We start from the raw sequence: 15,995 nt of genomic DNA on the forward strand, positions 1-15,995 counted from the left end.
TATGTTCAAATAAGGACTACTCGGCCTTCACCACATTGGCGTTGATGCCGTCCTGCTTCAATTGCGCGCGCAAGCGGTCCACCTCGTCCTGGCGGCTCAACGGCCCCACCCGCACCCGGTGCACCATCCCCTTGTCCGGCACATTGACCGACTGGATCTTGGCCTCGACGCCCAGCAAGGCCAGCTTGGCCTTCAGGTTGTCGGCGTCGTCCTGGTTCTGGAACGCGCCCAGCTGCAAATAAACCCGTTTGGCAGCGGCCGACGACGAAGGTTCCGACGAACGTCCGCTCTTGGCGTCCGACGTTACCGCGTCGACCTGCCCCGGCAGTATCTTGTAAAAGTCGAAGCGCTGGTCGTTCTTGTCGCTCTTGGCCTGGGCCGCCGGCGCGGCCGGCTTGGGCTTGGACTCGGGCTTGGCCTCGTGCGGCTGGACCGGCGGCGGCAACGGTATGCTGTCGCCGGAATCCAGCGTCGCCTGAGGCTGCGCCTGGGCCGCCGGCTGCGCCGCAGGCGCGGCGGCCGAGGCGGCGTCGGCAATGCGGGTGCCCGGCGCCAGCAACTCGGTCGGCGGCTGCGAGGTCTCGGGCTTGTGAGCGTTCTTGGCCTGGAACGGCGCCGGCGAGCGGTTGAGATACATCGCCAGCCCCACCGCCACCGCGACGCCGACGATCAGGCCGATGATGATGCCGGCCAGCATGCCGCCGCCGCCACGCGACGAGGAAGACGAGTTGCCGCGTCCGCGCGACGGACGAGGGGAGTTTTTCAGATCTCGATTAGCCATTCACCACTACCGCTGTTGTCTGTCCGGGCGGCGACGCGCCGTCCGGGCTGGATTGATCAATTTCTTTGTCAGGCGCCGCCCGGCATCATGCGCCGCAGCTGGATCGCCTGCAGGACATGGCCGCGGCCGATCCGTTCGGCCTGTTCCAAGTCGGCGATGGTGCGCGAAACCCGCAGTATCCGATGATACGCGCGCGCCGACAAGCCAAGCCGCGGCAAGGCCTCGGCCAGCAGGGCCAGCGCCGCTTCATCGCCCTGGCAGTGCCGCTCCAGCTCCGCGCCCTGCAAGGCGGCGTTCAGGCAGCCCTGCCGCTGCTGCTGGCGAAGCCGGGCCTCTTCGACCCGCTGACGGACCACCGCGCTCGACTCCCCGGGCGCAGCCTGCTGCAGTTCGGCGGCGCTCAGCGCCGGCACCTCGATCTGCAAGTCGATGCGATCGAGCAGCGGACCGGAGATTTTACCGCGATATCGCCCCACTTGCTCGGGCGTGCACTGGCAGCGGCCCGACGGATGGCCGTGATAGCCGCAGGGACACGGATTCATCGCCGCCACCAGCTGGAAGCGCGCCGGGAAACTGGCCTGGCGAGCCGCGCGCGAAATGTGGATCACGCCGCTTTCCATCGGCTCGCGCAGCACTTCCAGCACCTTGCGGTCGAATTCCGGCAGCTCGTCGAGAAACAGCACGCCATGATGCGCCAGGCTGATTTCACCGGGCCGGGGATCGCCGCCGCCTGTAATTTCTACAAATAAATGCAAAAATTAGTGAAGTTTCCGACGGAGCATGCAAATGAACCATCTCCAGCGATACACCCCAGTCAGGGACATCGTCTACAACAGCCGTAGTGTAACCGGCATGGTTCCGCTGCTGGGCGACTACGAGTCTACCTTGGAGCGCGATCTCATGGAGATCCTGCGCTTCGACCCCAGTGTCGAATATTTTACCGCACAGCCCGTCACCATCGGGTATTTCGACCAGTTCGGTAAAATGCGTACCTACACACCGGATGGCCTGATCCAGTTCAAGCCGACAGCGTCGTTGACCCCGCAACCCGTATTGTACGAGGTCAAGTATCGTGCCGACTTCCGACAGGACTGGCGAAACCTGCTCCGCAAGTTCCGTGCAGCAAAAGCGTATGCCTTGGACCAAGGGTGGCGCTTCGAAGTTTTCACCGAGCGCGAAATTCGTACCCCCTACCTCGACAACGCCAAATTCCTCTGGCGCTATCTGGAGCAGAGCCCGTCACCGGATACCCGTCGGCAGATTCTCCAGGTGCTCTGGGATCTCGATGAAACGGATCCGGAGATGCTGCTGTTTGCCCTTTGCCGCGATGCCAACAACCGCGCCCGGCTGATCCCCACACTTTGGCATCTGGTGGCGATCGGCGCCATCGGCTGCGACTTGAATGCGCCGCTGACCATGCGTTCCCGCCTCTGGCCAGTGGAGGAGTGCTGATATGAAAACTATCCGCCCAGGCCAAGTGGTCTACTGGCGCGATCAAGCCGCCATCGTGCTGGAGCTGAAAGGCTTCTCCGATGCCATCCTGCGCACCATCGATGGCGCGCAAACCGAAATCGCCGCGGTCAGCGACCTCAGCCTTGCCCCGGCCTCGTCTTCCGATCCTACGGCCCCTCACTTGCTGGCCAAGGACAAGGACTGGAACTTGGCGGTACAGCGCTACGAGTGCATACGCCCCTTGCTGGATCTGCCCGGCCGCAGCACGCAGGACGTGCAGCGAGTGGCCGACGCCACCGGCAAGAGCCTCGTCACCATCTACCGCTGGCTCAACCGCTTCGAAGAAACCGGCCTAGTTTCCTCTCTGCTACGCACACCGCGCTCAGATAAGGGCGGCAGCCGCTTGCCTGAGGAGGTGGAGCAGATCATTTCGCTGCAGATCCAGCATTACTACCTGAAGCAGGAGCGGCCCTCGGTCCTCAAGCTGTACAAGCTGATCAAGCTGGCCTGCCAGGAGGCAGATCTGGATCCGCCCAATCAGAACACGGTTTATGCGCGCGCCTACGCCATCGACCAGCGGGAGATGCTGAGCAAGCGCTACAGCCCCCGGCGGGCACGCGAGAAGTTTGAACCACTCCGCGGCCAGTTTCCCGGCGCCGACTATCCCTACGCAGTGGTGCAAATCGACCACACCAAGGTCGATGTGGTGATCGTGGATGAGGCGCACCGCTTGCCGATCGGCCGACCCTATCTGACCGTGGCCCTGGATGTAGCAACCAAGATGGTCGCCGGTTTCCTGATGACGCTGGATCCGCCGGGCTCGCTGTCGGCCGGCTTGTGCGTGGCCCACGCGGTGATGCGCAAAGAGCATTGGCTGGCGAAACGCGACATCGTCGCGGAGTGGCCGGTCTACGGCAAGATGAGCAAGATCCACGTCGACAATGCCAAAGAGTTCCACGGCAATATGCTCAACCGCGCCTGCGAGCAACACGGGATCATCCTGGAGCACCGCCCGAAGGGACAACCGAACTACGGCCCTCACATCGAGCGTGCCTTCCGCACCTTCATGGGGGAGTGCCAGAGTCTGCCCGGCACGACCTTCTCGAACGTGCAGGCCAAGATGAACTACGACTCGGAAGGCCGCGCCTGCATGACGCTGGCCGAGCTGGAACTGTGGTTCACAGTCTTCGTAGCCTACTGCTACCACCACCGCGCGCACAAGGGCATCAACGAGGTGCCGCCGATCAAGCTGTATCACCAGTTCGTCCACGGCACCGCCGAGCATCCGGGCATCGGTCTGCCGGCACCGATCGAGGATGAGGAGAACTTCCGCCTCGACTTCACCCCCTATGTCGAGCGCACCATCCAGCGCCACGGCGTGGTCATCGATAACATCCACTATTACGCGCCGATCCTGCGTCGCTGGGTCGAGTCCGAAGATCGCGCCACCGGCAAGGGGCGCAAGTTCCTGTTCGCTCGCGACCCGCGCGACATCAGCGTGGTGTATTTCCTGGATCCAGAAACTCGCTGCTATAGCCCGGTGCCCTATCTCAATAACACCCGACCAGCCATCAGCCTGTGGGAGCTGCGCGCGACGCTGCAGCGGCTGAAGCAGGATCCAGTCAGCCACGTCGACGAAGAGATGATCTTCCAGGGCATTCGCCGGATGCGCGAGATCGAGGCCGAGGCTGTCGAAAAAACCCGGCTGGCCAAGCAACAGCGCGCAACGGAAAAGCGCAAACGCCGCATGGCAGAGCGACGTAATGGCTGGACCGGCGTGCATGCGACGGCCATGCCGGCGCCGCAGCCCCCGGTGCTGCCGACTACCAATGACGACGATATCCAACCCTTCAGCGATATCCAGCTCGGTTAGGGAGACCCATCATGAGCGCATACCCTCACCTCCACCCCAGTACGGCCGAGCAGGCCGTACTGGATGTGGCCAGCCGCATCACCTGGCTAAAGCGGCCGCGCTGGATTGGCTATCCGCGGGCTCAGGACATCCTGGCCAAGCTGGAAGACTTGGTGCACCACCCGCGCGAGGCGCGCATGCCCAATATGCTGCTGATCGGCGGCAGCAATAACGGCAAGACTAGGCTGATCCAGCACTTCGCCCAACACCACCCCGCGGAAGAAAACCCCGGCGGCGAATACATGATTGCGCCGGTGATCTACGTCCAGGCACCGCCCACACCCAGTGAGGCCGGCTTCTATTCGGGCATCCTCAATGCGCTATTCGAAAGCGTGCCGACCTCGTCCACCGATGCCAAGCGCGCCCAGGTGATTCGCGTACTACGTGGCATTCAGCTGAAGGTGCTGATCATCGACGAACTGCACAACGTGCTGGCCGGCTCGTCGGTGAAACAACAGCAGTTCCTCAACATGATCAAGTTTTTGGGCAACGAGCTGCAGATTTCGATTGTCGGCTGCGGCACCGGCGACCTGCTGCGCGCGGTCAGCGTCGATCCGCAGATCCAGAACCGCTTCCTGCCGGAGCTGCTGCCGAAGTGGCAGATGGACAAGGCGTTCCGCCAGCTACTGATGTCGTTTGAGCGCGTACTGCCGCTGCAGCAGCCGTCCAACCTGCACGAGGCAATGCTGGCTTCCAAGATCCTCGCCATGTGCGAAGGCACTATCGGCGAGCTGTCGATGCTGCTCAACCAGGCAGCGGTTTATGCTCTGCGCCAGGGTGAGGAGCAACTCACCGCGGAGACGTTGAATGCCTGCGGCTACGTCTCGCCCAGCGACCGTACCCGCCAGGCTGCCCATATCTAAACCATGCTGCCGATACACCCCCAGCCGCGCCCAGGGGAGATACTCTCTTCCTGGATGGTACGGCTGGCATTCACCAACGGCTTCATGCTCCACACCTTTTACGACAAGCTGCTGGGCTACCACACACCAATCTGGAGTCGCGATACAGATCGCGACCCACCGCTCCAGCTTCTGACGCTGTTGGCACGCCATACCGGCCACTCTGTAGCCGAACTGCAGACGTTAACGCTGCTCTCCCACCAAGGCCAGTTATTCGAAAAGCCGGTCACCGGTCATTGGTCCTGGGTGCGCCCGGTCGGGGTCTATCATCGTGAGCGCAAACGTCCTGGCATGCAGTTCTGTCCGCTGTGTCTAGCCCAATCTCCAGTAACTTACTACCACCTCAAATGGCGGCTGGCTCTATACGTCATCTGCGAGCACCATCAATGCATGATGGAGGAATGCTGCCCGTCGTGCCACGCACCCATTGCCTTTCATCGTCATGGGATTGGGCGCCGAAAGATGGTTGACGATGAGTCGCTACGGCTCTGCAGCCATTGCCACTTCGATCTCGCAAGCATGAGTCCGCACCACTACCCTTGGCCAGACAGGCCATCCTGGCAGCGGTTGCGGCACCTAATCGCGGCAATCGAGCACGACTCTTGGGAGTGTGGCCCGCGAACCCCGCCCTGCAGCCTGCCGTTTTTCATCGGTGTACGTGCCTTGATCAGCGTATTGAGCGGCCGAAACGGGTGGCAACTACGCAAGCACCTCGGGGATGCGCTGGGTGTGGAGATCCCGTGGTATCCACCTGGTCAACACGATGAGTTCGAATACCAGCCGCCCACCGCGCGCCTCATCTTGCTGCTCGCCATCGCCTGGTTGCTGGAAGACTGGCCAACTCGCTTCCTCTCCCTCTGTACCCAAGCTCACTTTACCCGCTCCCGGCTGGCTGAACGCGTTGAACAGTTGCCGTTCTGGCTAGCCAGCGTGGCGGACACACACCTGGATCGGCGCCGCTACCTGCCCAATGCTGCAGAGACCCGGAGCGCAGGGCGATACCTGCAGGCGCATGGACTGGAGGTTACGCCACGCGCGCTGGTCAACCTCCTGGGACTCACGCCCGACTGCATGCAGCTGGTATGGAAACACTGGGATAGGCATAACAAAGCCCTGCGTTGACGAAAAAACGCCGATACCCTGCTGAGTATCGGCGCACTCAAAATCTCGACGTAGCAAGCTTACTTCAACGGCAATGCCAGCAGGTTGTCCGTCTTGCGACCATCCGCGACGGTCTGGACGTACTTGATACGCCCGTTGCTGTGGACATGGACCCAGGCACCTCGAAGTTGTGGATTACGGTCCGGACACCACACCGAGGTATTCCCGTTCTTCTCGATGTAGGCGACCATCTGATCCCGAGTAAAGTATCCGCTTTCCAACACTCTCTTGCCGTCTTCTACGCGGTCCCACCAGAGATGACTGATGTGCTCATGACCTGCGCCACCGGCCATACGACGCGCTGTACACTTAAGTGTTATTGCCATGTGAAGCCCCTTTTTGAAATACACTAAAAGCGAAAGTCAGGAGAAGACCCCATGTCACTGCCAGAGCAGATCCCCCCCACCCTCGAATCTACGATTTCTTATGACGAATACGTTCGCCAAGCCGTCCAGGCTGCGCTGGACGATCCGCGCCCTGGCATTCCGGATGAAGAGGCCAAACACTACTTCGCCCTCAAGCGCGCCACGCTACTACAGCGTTCGAAGTCCGACTAAGAGGCGCGGGACTCGCCCTTTAGGCCAGACGCAAGGGTTTGGCGGCCTGCTATCCATCCACCAGCTACAGCCGGCTCTTTCAGTTGAGCAATTCATAGAGCTGAGGCTACCGACGACTTACCAGGCAACTCCGTGCAAAAAGTTGACGAGAGATTGTGACTCCATGCCAGTAAAATGCCTATCGGACAGACCTAATGCAGCTCCTTTCCCATCCACATCATGCTTCTTGATTTCTAATTTTCCCATTTAGCCTTCTCATTAATTACTAAATTATAATGTTCGCTATGCTGGTGATCATTCATTTTTAAACGCCAATGGAGATAGCTTTGATCGCCGGAGATTTTTTCTATATAACTGACTGTGGTTTTCATAGCGCCATGCAAGATTTCGAGCCCATACGGGAAGTTAATTTCATCCGCAAACCGCAATGCATCACTTTCTATTGCCTGGAGACGGAATGCATGAGTAGGATATTGATTTATTTGAGCATCCTCGTTCATCTCCCTGACTAACCCCATACTCCAAAAATATGGCCCTACAACTAAAAGGGAAGTTGCAAAACCACAAACAATAGGGGGCAAGCTATATATATCTTCCGTAGGATCAATTGCCTCCACCCTGCAGATTTTAGTTAATTCACAAAACGCAAAAGTATCTGCGACAATCTCTCTTGCATGCCCTGCAATTCGATTAACGTCACTACGTGATTCCTCACTTTGCAGTACTTCATGAACATTCGGCGCGACATGTTCAATTCCCAAATCATTTGAGCTGGTATTTTTTCGCCGCCAGCCATGCCTGTGATAAGCATGCCCAAGCTCATGAAGAACAATAAATCTAAATAAGTTCTTGAGATAGTAATTAAATATAAGTTTATGGTCGTCATTATGCAGCCACCAATAAGATCCATTTTCCCAATCGAATGGACTTATCTCTAACCAAAAGGTTGAGCTCCCCTTCCACGGAAGAGGAAGACTTTTATTTTCTAAAGATCCAGGCGTGGGTGTAACCGCAGAGAGCATAGAGGAAAGATTAAGCAAATGATCAACCATGCCCCGGTATACTAAAACTACTTCTACATCATGCAAGACTGCTGCTTGCCTTCTTTGGCTATCAATAAAAAGAAAGTCAAACCCAGGTGCATACCGCAGACAAAGACGCACCCCTTCGTCATGCAAATCAGTATAGATATCGTTATCATAAAAATCTGACTCAAGAAACCCTTCCCCTGTTTTATTAAATAGCCTCTCTCTAATGCGAGTCTTTTTTTCATCAATTGTCATTTTTAAATACCACACCATCGACTAGCTAAAATTGGTATTTGCGGCACCAAGCAATTCAGTGCGACAGACCTGAGCTTTTTGCCCTACAAACCAGACATTCATTCTGGCCCCACCTCCTCAACTCCAGCATCCGCCAAAAGTTGGTAAAGATCGGCGACTTTTCGCCTGCCTCCACGGTGCTCACAGAATAGGAAGATTGCGCGCTGCTTTGCACGGGAGAGCGCGACAAAAAAGGTGGCAACTCCATCTGGATTCCCTGGTGTATGGGTCCACCAAGACTGGTCATCCAATCCGATAAAGACCGTCGTATCGTACTCCAGACCTTTACTCTTATGCACTGTCATCAGTGGAATATCATTCGTACCAACGAATCGGTCAATGCACTGTGGCCAAGTAATTACCCCTTCAGCAGAATGCTTAAGATGCCTCAAGAACCCTTCTATCATGATTTCCAGAAGGTCGTTGCGCGCATAGGCAACGTACACTCGCTTTAACGCGGGGATATCCAGGTATTCAAAAATAATTCGCGTGACTTCGTCGACAGACTCTGCTGATGGACCAGACCCGCGCATAACTGTGCCAAGTTGACTGAGAAAGGCCTTTAGATCTTTGTCGGTGCGGTGCCTTAGAACCTCATCGCCCTCGCTGGCCCCTCGAAGCGAGTACACCGCGCTTGACAGTGTGGACCAGGCAGCGGCGTTCCGCGGCCCAGAACCCAGTCGCAAAGCTGCCACGGCGATTGCAATCGCATCATCGGCCAACAGATCTTGAACGGTAGTACGGCCGACAGCACGGCTCTCATTGCGCAAACTCAGGCCAACTGCCTGAAACAACGGTTGAAGTTCCTCCTCGAAATTATTGGGCAGTTGCCGAACCAACAAGACATAGTCACGAGGCTGCTTTCCACGATCGGCCATGTCTTGAACAAGCCATTGAACAAGACGCTGCCCCTCCATCTGGCGCGAGGTGCTCCTCCATACCTGAACGACATCCCTAGCCAAAAGTGCGGGTGCACGCGATTGCATGGGCTGTGCCTGCGGATCCAATGCTCGGGCAACACAATGTTGGACTCGTACCAACTCTGGCGATGAGCGGAAATTGAACAGCAAGTTCTCGGAGTGTGCACAAAAATCCTGATTAAACTGCTGGAAGGCATCATTGCGAGCCCCTGCCCATCCCATGATTCGCTGCTTGTGATCGCCAACTGCGGTCACAATCGTAGAGCTGCCACCAAACACGGACAGCAAGAAGTCATATTGTGCATAAGTCGTATCCTGAAACTCGTCCACAAATACAAATGGATACGTAGTACGAAGAGCTCGCGCGATTTTTGGATTAGCTCTGACAACCAATTCGGCGAGCCGATTTAGACTGACAAAGGTCAACTTTGAATTCGGCTCGGCTGTCAATTGCGCTAACCACCATTGATGTACTGCAAAGCCCCTCGCTGAACGAACATTGGGCTCCCGAGCAGGAAGACGCATGCTACCCACTACTTCTGACTCAAAAGCCCCGGGTAAGAATCGAGCAATGTCGTGCTGCCAGTTAGGTGGGGCCAAGTCGCGGATGCGATTGAGCTCATTTTCGACGGCTTGCCGATTAAGAGTGGCAATATCGTAGGGGCGCGTTGGTCGCCAAGGTGTAGGTATCGTTGCGTGGAAGCGATCCACAAGGCTTTTTGTGAAAGCGTCAAACGTGAGCGAAGTAAACCGTCCAGCTAGTTCAGGCGGACAGCGCTTACGCACACGTGCAGCAAGATTCGCGGCGGCATCTGTTTTAAAGGAGATCGCCAGAATCTGCTGTGGGGCTTGGCAGACTCCGGTCTCTAGCAAATAGACTGCTCGCTGAGCGAGGAACTCCGATTTTCCTGCTCCTGGCCCAGCCACCACGGATGTCGATGTCTCCTGACGGAGTGCGTTCCAAGCATTTGGCTCTAGATCCGGAATACCTATCGGGCGCCAATTTTCCGGTGCAATGGGCCTCCAGGTCATCGCGCTGCCGCCTGTTCGATAATTCGCTGAACCGAAATCAGTAGGCTGTTCAAAGGCTCAGGAATGGTGGCAGCCAACTGATCTGGTTCGATCTTGCTCAGTACTCTAACGTGCGTACTCGGCTTTCCTCGTCCAAGGAACAGATAACGATACCATTTCAGCGGCTCATCGTAGGAAGCGTCATAAAACTCTGGGCACCCGTCAGTACCCAGCACGGAATCTCGGGGCTCGCCACGCGCGGCAGGACCACGCATCCCATCATCCAATTCTTGATACGCTGCACTGTAAGCCTGCAACATTGTGAAATCGAGATCCAACGGGTCGCAGAAGTAAACCTGAAATTGGCTTAGCCATCTGACCCAACTACGGATCCCTTGTATGTCATCTGGGGAATGACCATCAAAGTTTGCGATGTTTTGCTCGGGCCCATTGGGGCTGAGCGTATTTTTAAAGAGCGCTTCCCCTGAGACTCCAGCACTGAGCAGCTGCTCACACGTGGTCTTAATTCGTCCATAACCACCGCCGCTGCGGCCCCAGTCGAGATCGAGCAACGTTGCGTATGGAACCTCTAGGCCCACCAGCAAGCGCCATAGGTGATTGACATGCCGACCTCCCAAGGGGACGACAGCCACGAACGACCGGTCAATAGGGAAGCCTCGTGCCTTTGCCAAGAGAGGCAGAACGACCTCCTCTGTTGCTCCCTCGCCAAGAATCACAAAGCGTGCGAAGTACAATTCCGGGTATGCGCGAACAGCTTCGCGTACAAACTTTGACGCATCCTCATCACCAATCGGGAGAACTATTTGCCGGATCCGTGAGGTACGACTCGCGATATCAAGACGAAAGTGCCTTACCGATGTGGGGGATACTCGGCTCATGATACTCGGAGAATGGCTCGAAATCATGGCTTGGGCATTACTTCTCGCGGCAATTTCCTGGACCTGCTTGATGATGCGTGAAAGGTAAAACGGCGCCAGGTTGTTTTCTGGCTCCTCAACCGCAACAATAGTCAGGACAGGCAACGGCACCCCATTCTCAACGAACCCCCCTGGGGCATCTTCGCTTGCAAGTTGTGCTTCAATGTCGAGAGTTGCTGCGGCCATGGCCAAGTGAAATAACGACCGTTGCCCATCGCTCAAGTCATCAAGCGCCCTATCTTGACCATCCTCTGTGGGGTGAAAGACGACCTCAACTTTTCGTATGAACTCCTGCCACCTGGTATCAACCGGCCGAAAGATCGGTGAAGTATCTGTTCCTGCGGAGTAAAGCTGCTGCCAGCGCTCGGTCACCGCTTGGCCGATGGCAGAGATGGCCACTTCAGTGGAAAAAGCCTCATTAACCTCATTCCCAGCACTTGCTAAAGAGTCCCGAACGGTAGTGGACCAGTTGATTGCTCGCCAGAGTCTCCCACGTACAAATGCTGCGACTTGAGATGCGCCATCCCTAGTTGCGGGAATATAAAACAGTTGGATTCGTGAGCGGTCTGTGCCCCGTAGCTGCTGTATGTCGCCTTCGTCGAAGTCCCCGAAAGTTTGGATTGCGCAATAGGATTCTTCTATGTTGCCATCAAGGGTACCATCGTCTGTCCATGTCGCCTGCAAACGCAACCTACACTTGAGGTTACCCTCGTCGTCGGCGGCCATATGCCGAAAAAACTCGGGGATCGCAGGAGCATCGCCGTCCTCATCGAGCTCGGGAAAGGCAATAATGGCCTCCAGTGTCAGTGTACGAGAGGCGGGACGATCGGCCTCATCGCAGGGGATGTGGAAGTCCTGCTTACGTACGCGACGTTGATCCGCTGTAACGCCGAATAGCCGTTGCAACGCTTGAAACACTGCGGTTTTACCAGTCCCATTGTCTCCTATCAACGCGGTGAGATCCGGGCGCAGGTCAATACTTGTAGTATCTGGTCCAAAACAACGGAAATTAGCTAGCTCTAACCGTTCAATATGCATAACTTCCCTCTTATCTGGCTGCCAAAACTTAAAGCTCGTTAGCCCAACTCTTATCGTTCACTTTCTCTGCAGGGCGAAAGAGACGCAAAGCACTGTGTGGTACTATTAATTCGGCAGTAATAATCCGTACAGATTGTATACTTCCGGCATGGAAAAAATCGATGTGCGCAAGCTTGAACTGGCCGCCCGTGAGCAGCTGAGGCGTACCGCTATCCGGATGTACAAGCGAGGCCGGTCTCAAGCCAGTATTGCCGAAGAACTCGGGCTGCGCCGCCCCACCATTTCCGCCTGGGTGGTGCGTGAGGCAGCACTAGGTGCGCAGGGATTCAAAGAACAGAAGCGCGGTCGCGCCGAAGGCACCGGCCGTCGGCTGACCGAGGCGCAGGAAGCCCGGATCAAGCAGGACATCGTGGATCGCACGCCAGACCAGATGAAGCTGAGGTTTGCCCTGTGGAGTGCTCAGGCGGTCAAGGCTGTAATCAAGCAGATGTTTCTGATCGATCTGCCGATCCGTACTGTCCGTCTGTACTTGGCCCGCTGGGGCTTTACGCCGCAGCGCCCGCTCAAACGCGCTTATGAGCAGCGACCGGCAGCAGTCGAGAAATGGCTCAAGGAGGAATACCCGGCTATCGTCGCGCGTGCCAAAGCGGAAATGGCTGAAATCAGCTGGGGCGACGAATCGGCGGTGTCGAGTGTTGAGCACTTTCCGCGTGGCTACGCCCCAAAAGGCCAAACCCCAGTTCTGGTGTTATCCCAATCGAAAAGAGCGCGCATCAACTTGATTTCGGCCATTACCAACCAAGGCAAGATGCGCTTCATGCTGTACCGGGAGACCTTGACGGCCCGGGTGCTGATCAAGTTTCTGATGCGGCTGATCCGTGATGCTGGCGGCAAGAAGGTGTTCTTGATCCTCGACAACTTGCGCGTGCATCACAGCAAGCTGGTGCAAGCATGGTTGGAGGAGGAAGAGAACAAGAAGGCGATTGAGTTGTTCTTCCTGCCCAGCTACTCACCGGAACTGAACCCGGATGAATACTTGAACGGCGACCTGAAGGCCAGAATGAGCGCAGGTGAGCCGGTTCGATCAGACGGTCAACTTCAAGGGAAAGTGCTGTCCCATTTACGCTCATTGCAGAAGCAGCCGGCCAGAATCCGGTCGTACTTCCGGCATGAAAAAATCCGCTACGCGGCATGAGCTTTCTGTACGGTATTTGACTGCCGGATTAATAACCACGCACCCTCAGGCTCTCTGTCGATCATTGCTAGAGTCCCATGTAATCTTCCAGCTTGGTGATCGTATGAAGCGGCGATGGCACCTTTACCCATATATCACCCCGTGCCTGAGGTACCCCGGCCCGTAGGTGATGCGCGAAAATGCCGAGGAGATCCGGATCATCGTCAGGTTGGCGATGCAAGATCGTAAATTCTGTGCCTTTCGGCGTCTGATGCTGGCCGTACTCCGCCGGAAATTCTGTCGCAGTGCCGTTCTTGGGTAGTAGCCGCGTCCGATAGCAGCTTGCGCCACGTTTGGGATGACCAACTGGTTTGGCGATCGACCAATATGCCGGAACCTCGGCATCCATGACCTGCATCAATCGTTGAACAGAGGTCGGCACGATCAAGAATTCCTGCCCAGGGTTGTCAACCGGGCGCGGATTCAGGTGAACCATAGTTGGGGCGAGATCGCGAACGCGCACAATGCGGAGCGAGCTACAAGCGTCGGAAGCCGTTATGCCGCCTTCGAATTCGATCCTGCCGGACCGGGCGGTACGATCTTTTAGATAGGACCAGTACTTGGCGTGCCGCGTCGAATCGATGAAAACAACGGCATTAGGATCCGATGCCGCAATTTCACCCAACACACTAGCAGTGAAACGCTGGAAGAATCCACGTGCAGCCTTCCCAGTAGCGATTGCGATGCGGGGCCGGTTTGATAGATAACGGAGGCCATCGGAGAATTGCATCCATTCGGAAAACACTTCCTCACTTTCCTGATGGGCAACTCGGAGCAACGCACGACCACTGGATGCCTCTATTCGAACCGCCGCCAGTACTGTACGCGTCTGACCTGGTCCCAACGAGACACTCGCCGAACCAATCGCAGCGACTTCACTAGGCGGTCGGGCCGAGTCGGCGAAACAACGCTTGATCGCCGCCTCAAGACCCATTACATGGCCACCATGGGCAAAAACTAGATCGAGTACAGCCGCCTGTAACCGCATCAGATAGTCTTTGATCTGCCCTTGCTTGGCCGGCAACAAATACTGGACGGTTGCACCCAATTCTGCAGCCAAAGTTCGTCGCGCCGCAGCCTTGTTGATTCGATCATCCTTGCGATACTTACCATCAATCTCGTACCACTCTGGCGCTTGCACCAAAAACATTGGCCGAGAACCAAATGCATATGATCGTGCGAAAGCCTTCCATTCTTCGACACGTGCCAAATATCGCGCTCGCAATTTACCTTCGGCAACGGGCAACTTCTCGATTGGTCCATGCACATCACGCGGCAACTCGATGGCAACAACTCGAATTGTATCTCCAAGCATCAACTCAATGACTGACTTAAGCCAGGCTTTTTCATCGCTCGATTGCATCAACACGTACAGTGTATTTCGATCGTCGTTCCTGACAGGGCCTCCCTCTCGAACAACCATATTCACTACGTCCGCGAGATTCCCGTACCTTGCGTCAAGTGCCGGCCGCTCCTTGCCAAACCAAAAACTCAATGGGCGACGCGTCATCGTCAAGATTCGCTCCTCGACAAGTTCGTCACCTATTTCTTCTTCATCTTCCGAGATTGCATCAGCAAGATGAGCAAGGATAAGAGAAGCTTTCAGCATACTCAGCTTTGGCATACCAGGCGGTTTATGTTTGACTTCCTTGTAGCCCGCGAAGGGCACAAAACCGATTGGAGCTAATAATTCGCAAATCCGGTCAAATGCATCAATTTGATCCGCACCGGGTACACCGGCAAGTAATGCAGATGCATCACCTTCAGTTACCCCTGCCTTTTGCATGACCAATGCGACCTTGTGACCATCCTTGGGGTACATGGTGATCCGCTCATTATCGAAACCCGGCAATAGGTCCAGGTTCGCGACGAGATCATCATAGGCCTGGTCGGTCTCCCAGCGACCATCCCTCGAATAGTTGACATCGAACCGATATGCAATACCTGGGCGAAGCTCCGATGCGATCACGAAGCCACCTATACGTGTGGCGTCATACACTCCATTGCTAAACGAGGTCGCCCAGCGACGCCGGATAAATCTGGTGTAAACCAAAGGCTGCGTTGCACCAGGATACGTTTGCAGCGAAATCTCACAGACCAAACTGAAGAAGCCCCCACCTTCCTCTCGCGGTAGAGTCATTAATTGAGCCTGATTACCGGTAACCGCACCGACCACACGATAAACCGGTCCAAGATCTGGAAAGATTTCGTGCCCCGCAAGGCAAGATGCAATTTCAGATGCAGCAAGCGGAAACGGTTCGTTGAGATCCCCGGCGGATGCTCCCCAAGGATAGAGGCAAATAGACTGCTCTTCAGCCTCAACTAACTTCCCATCGTGGAGCAGCTTGTGTAACCGCTGCATACCAACTTGCGACACGCCAAATTTTTCAGCAAAATGGGCAAATGGCCCCTGCAGCCATCCTGACAATACGTCATGCAGGATTTGTCGATTCAGTTGAGCGCTATGCACGTGGCCAAACGTAACCGCTTTTGCATCCTCGCCGAAGTACGACAAACCGACATCATCGCTTAAAGTTACCCAACCGGCATGGCACACATTGAGTCGCGTGCGCAAGGTAAGGTATGGCAAATTCAGTGACTCCATGTTATAGAGTCGCTTCGCATTCGCGGCACTTTCCCGTCGTATGCCACGCAAAGTTTCGATAGCATCGCGAGACCACCCTACGCGCGCGACCTGAGTAGTAAATGGCGTGACACCACCGTTGAATTGCAATGCCAAGGCAATCGTTCGTGCCTGCGGTTTCAT

Annotated in this window: 12 protein-coding genes and 1 pseudogene; 6 read left to right on the plus strand and 7 right to left on the minus strand. The window is 56.2% G+C overall.

All coding sequences use genetic code 11. From position 1 onward, the window contains the following. Window positions 1-16 precede the first annotated feature (16 nt). Complete coding sequence (locus CXB49_RS17820; RefSeq protein ID WP_101709625.1) at window positions 17-781, minus strand: SPOR domain-containing protein; 765 nt, start codon at window positions 779-781, stop codon at window positions 17-19. Between the two features lie 68 nt (window positions 782-849). Next, a pseudogene (locus tag CXB49_RS17825) lies at window positions 850-1,518 on the minus strand (ATP-binding protein); the annotation flags it as partial. Window positions 1,519-1,567: 49 nt separating this feature from the next. On the opposite strand from CXB49_RS17825, the gene CXB49_RS17830 reads away from it, so the two are divergent. The 4 genes from CXB49_RS17830 to CXB49_RS17845 are packed head-to-tail and all read left to right on the plus strand — an operon-like array spanning window position 1,568 to window position 6,169. Beyond that, entirely contained in the window at window positions 1,568-2,233 is a 666-nt protein-coding gene (locus CXB49_RS17830; RefSeq protein WP_101710762.1) for a TnsA endonuclease N-terminal domain-containing protein, read from the plus strand. A gap of 1 nt (window position 2,234) precedes the next feature. Next, window positions 2,235-4,106: a Mu transposase C-terminal domain-containing protein gene (locus CXB49_RS17835; protein WP_101709627.1), complete on the plus strand. Its 1,872-nt coding sequence runs from the start codon at window positions 2,235-2,237 to the stop codon at window positions 4,104-4,106. Window positions 4,107-4,117: 11 nt separating this feature from the next. Then, window positions 4,118-5,008: a TniB family NTP-binding protein gene (locus CXB49_RS17840; protein WP_101709628.1), complete on the plus strand. Its 891-nt coding sequence runs from the start codon at window positions 4,118-4,120 to the stop codon at window positions 5,006-5,008. Between the two features lie 3 nt (window positions 5,009-5,011). Next, on the plus strand, window positions 5,012-6,169 hold the full coding sequence (locus CXB49_RS17845; protein ID WP_101709629.1) for a TniQ family protein: 1,158 nt from the start codon (window positions 5,012-5,014) through the stop codon (window positions 6,167-6,169). Between the two features lie 59 nt (window positions 6,170-6,228). On the opposite strand, the gene CXB49_RS17850 is transcribed toward CXB49_RS17845, so the two are convergent. Beyond that, window positions 6,229-6,534: a DUF3892 domain-containing protein gene (locus CXB49_RS17850; RefSeq protein WP_101709630.1), complete on the minus strand. Its 306-nt coding sequence runs from the start codon at window positions 6,532-6,534 to the stop codon at window positions 6,229-6,231. A gap of 51 nt (window positions 6,535-6,585) precedes the next feature. On the opposite strand from CXB49_RS17850, the gene CXB49_RS17855 reads away from it, so the two are divergent. Continuing rightward, window positions 6,586-6,765, plus strand: coding sequence for a hypothetical protein (locus CXB49_RS17855; RefSeq protein WP_101709631.1), 180 nt, complete (start codon window positions 6,586-6,588; stop codon window positions 6,763-6,765). Between the two features lie 233 nt (window positions 6,766-6,998). On the opposite strand, the gene CXB49_RS23730 is transcribed toward CXB49_RS17855, so the two are convergent. From CXB49_RS23730 to CXB49_RS17880, 3 genes are all read right to left on the minus strand, one after another. Further along, window positions 6,999-8,048: a hypothetical protein gene (locus tag CXB49_RS23730; protein ID WP_158300939.1), complete on the minus strand. Its 1,050-nt coding sequence runs from the start codon at window positions 8,046-8,048 to the stop codon at window positions 6,999-7,001. 98 nt (window positions 8,049-8,146) lie between these two features. After that, a complete protein-coding gene (locus CXB49_RS17875; protein ID WP_101709635.1) occupies window positions 8,147-10,039 on the minus strand; it encodes a UvrD-helicase domain-containing protein in 1,893 nt (630 codons plus the stop codon). Beyond that, entirely contained in the window at window positions 10,036-11,994 is a 1,959-nt protein-coding gene (locus CXB49_RS17880; RefSeq protein WP_101709636.1) for an ATP-dependent endonuclease, read from the minus strand. The genes CXB49_RS17875 and CXB49_RS17880 overlap by 4 nt, the downstream gene beginning before the upstream one ends. Window positions 11,995-12,142: 148 nt before the next feature. On the opposite strand from CXB49_RS17880, the gene CXB49_RS17885 reads away from it, so the two are divergent. Then, window positions 12,143-13,189 carry an IS630 family transposase gene (locus CXB49_RS17885; RefSeq protein ID WP_101706528.1) on the plus strand — a complete coding sequence of 349 codons (1,047 nt, stop codon included), beginning with the start codon at window positions 12,143-12,145 and terminating at the stop codon, window positions 13,187-13,189. Between the two features lie 67 nt (window positions 13,190-13,256). Here CXB49_RS17885 and CXB49_RS17890 read toward each other — a convergent pair whose 3' ends face one another. Continuing rightward, window positions 13,257-15,995: an RNaseH domain-containing protein gene (locus tag CXB49_RS17890; protein ID WP_158300940.1), complete on the minus strand. Its 2,739-nt coding sequence runs from the start codon at window positions 15,993-15,995 to the stop codon at window positions 13,257-13,259.

Origin of the sequence: Chromobacterium sp. ATCC 53434 (assembly GCF_002848345.1) — a bacterium.
GTDB lineage: Bacteria > Pseudomonadota > Gammaproteobacteria > Burkholderiales > Chromobacteriaceae > Chromobacterium.

Excerpts from the sequence above, each read along its gene's own strand:
- CXB49_RS17855 (WP_101709631.1), top strand. The coding sequence starts at position 6,586 with ATGTCACTGCCAGAGCAGATCCCCCCCACCCTCGAATCTACGATTTCT.
- CXB49_RS17830 (WP_101710762.1), top strand. The coding sequence starts at position 1,568 with ATGAACCATCTCCAGCGATACACCCCAGTCAGGGACATCGTCTACAAC.
- CXB49_RS17850 (WP_101709630.1), bottom strand. The coding sequence starts at position 6,534 with ATGGCAATAACACTTAAGTGTACAGCGCGTCGTATGGCCGGTGGCGCA.
- CXB49_RS17890 (WP_158300940.1), bottom strand. The coding sequence starts at position 15,995 with ATGAAACCGCAGGCACGAACGATTGCCTTGGCATTGCAATTCAACGGT.
- CXB49_RS17845 (WP_101709629.1), top strand. The coding sequence starts at position 5,012 with ATGCTGCCGATACACCCCCAGCCGCGCCCAGGGGAGATACTCTCTTCC.
- CXB49_RS17885 (WP_101706528.1), top strand. The coding sequence starts at position 12,143 with ATGGAAAAAATCGATGTGCGCAAGCTTGAACTGGCCGCCCGTGAGCAG.
- CXB49_RS17835 (WP_101709627.1), top strand. The coding sequence starts at position 2,235 with ATGAAAACTATCCGCCCAGGCCAAGTGGTCTACTGGCGCGATCAAGCC.
- CXB49_RS17875 (WP_101709635.1), bottom strand. The coding sequence starts at position 10,039 with ATGACCTGGAGGCCCATTGCACCGGAAAATTGGCGCCCGATAGGTATT.
- CXB49_RS17840 (WP_101709628.1), top strand. The coding sequence starts at position 4,118 with ATGAGCGCATACCCTCACCTCCACCCCAGTACGGCCGAGCAGGCCGTA.
- CXB49_RS17880 (WP_101709636.1), bottom strand. The coding sequence starts at position 11,994 with ATGCATATTGAACGGTTAGAGCTAGCTAATTTCCGTTGTTTTGGACCA.
- CXB49_RS23730 (WP_158300939.1), bottom strand. The coding sequence starts at position 8,048 with ATGACAATTGATGAAAAAAAGACTCGCATTAGAGAGAGGCTATTTAAT.
- CXB49_RS17820 (WP_101709625.1), bottom strand. The coding sequence starts at position 781 with ATGGCTAATCGAGATCTGAAAAACTCCCCTCGTCCGTCGCGCGGACGC.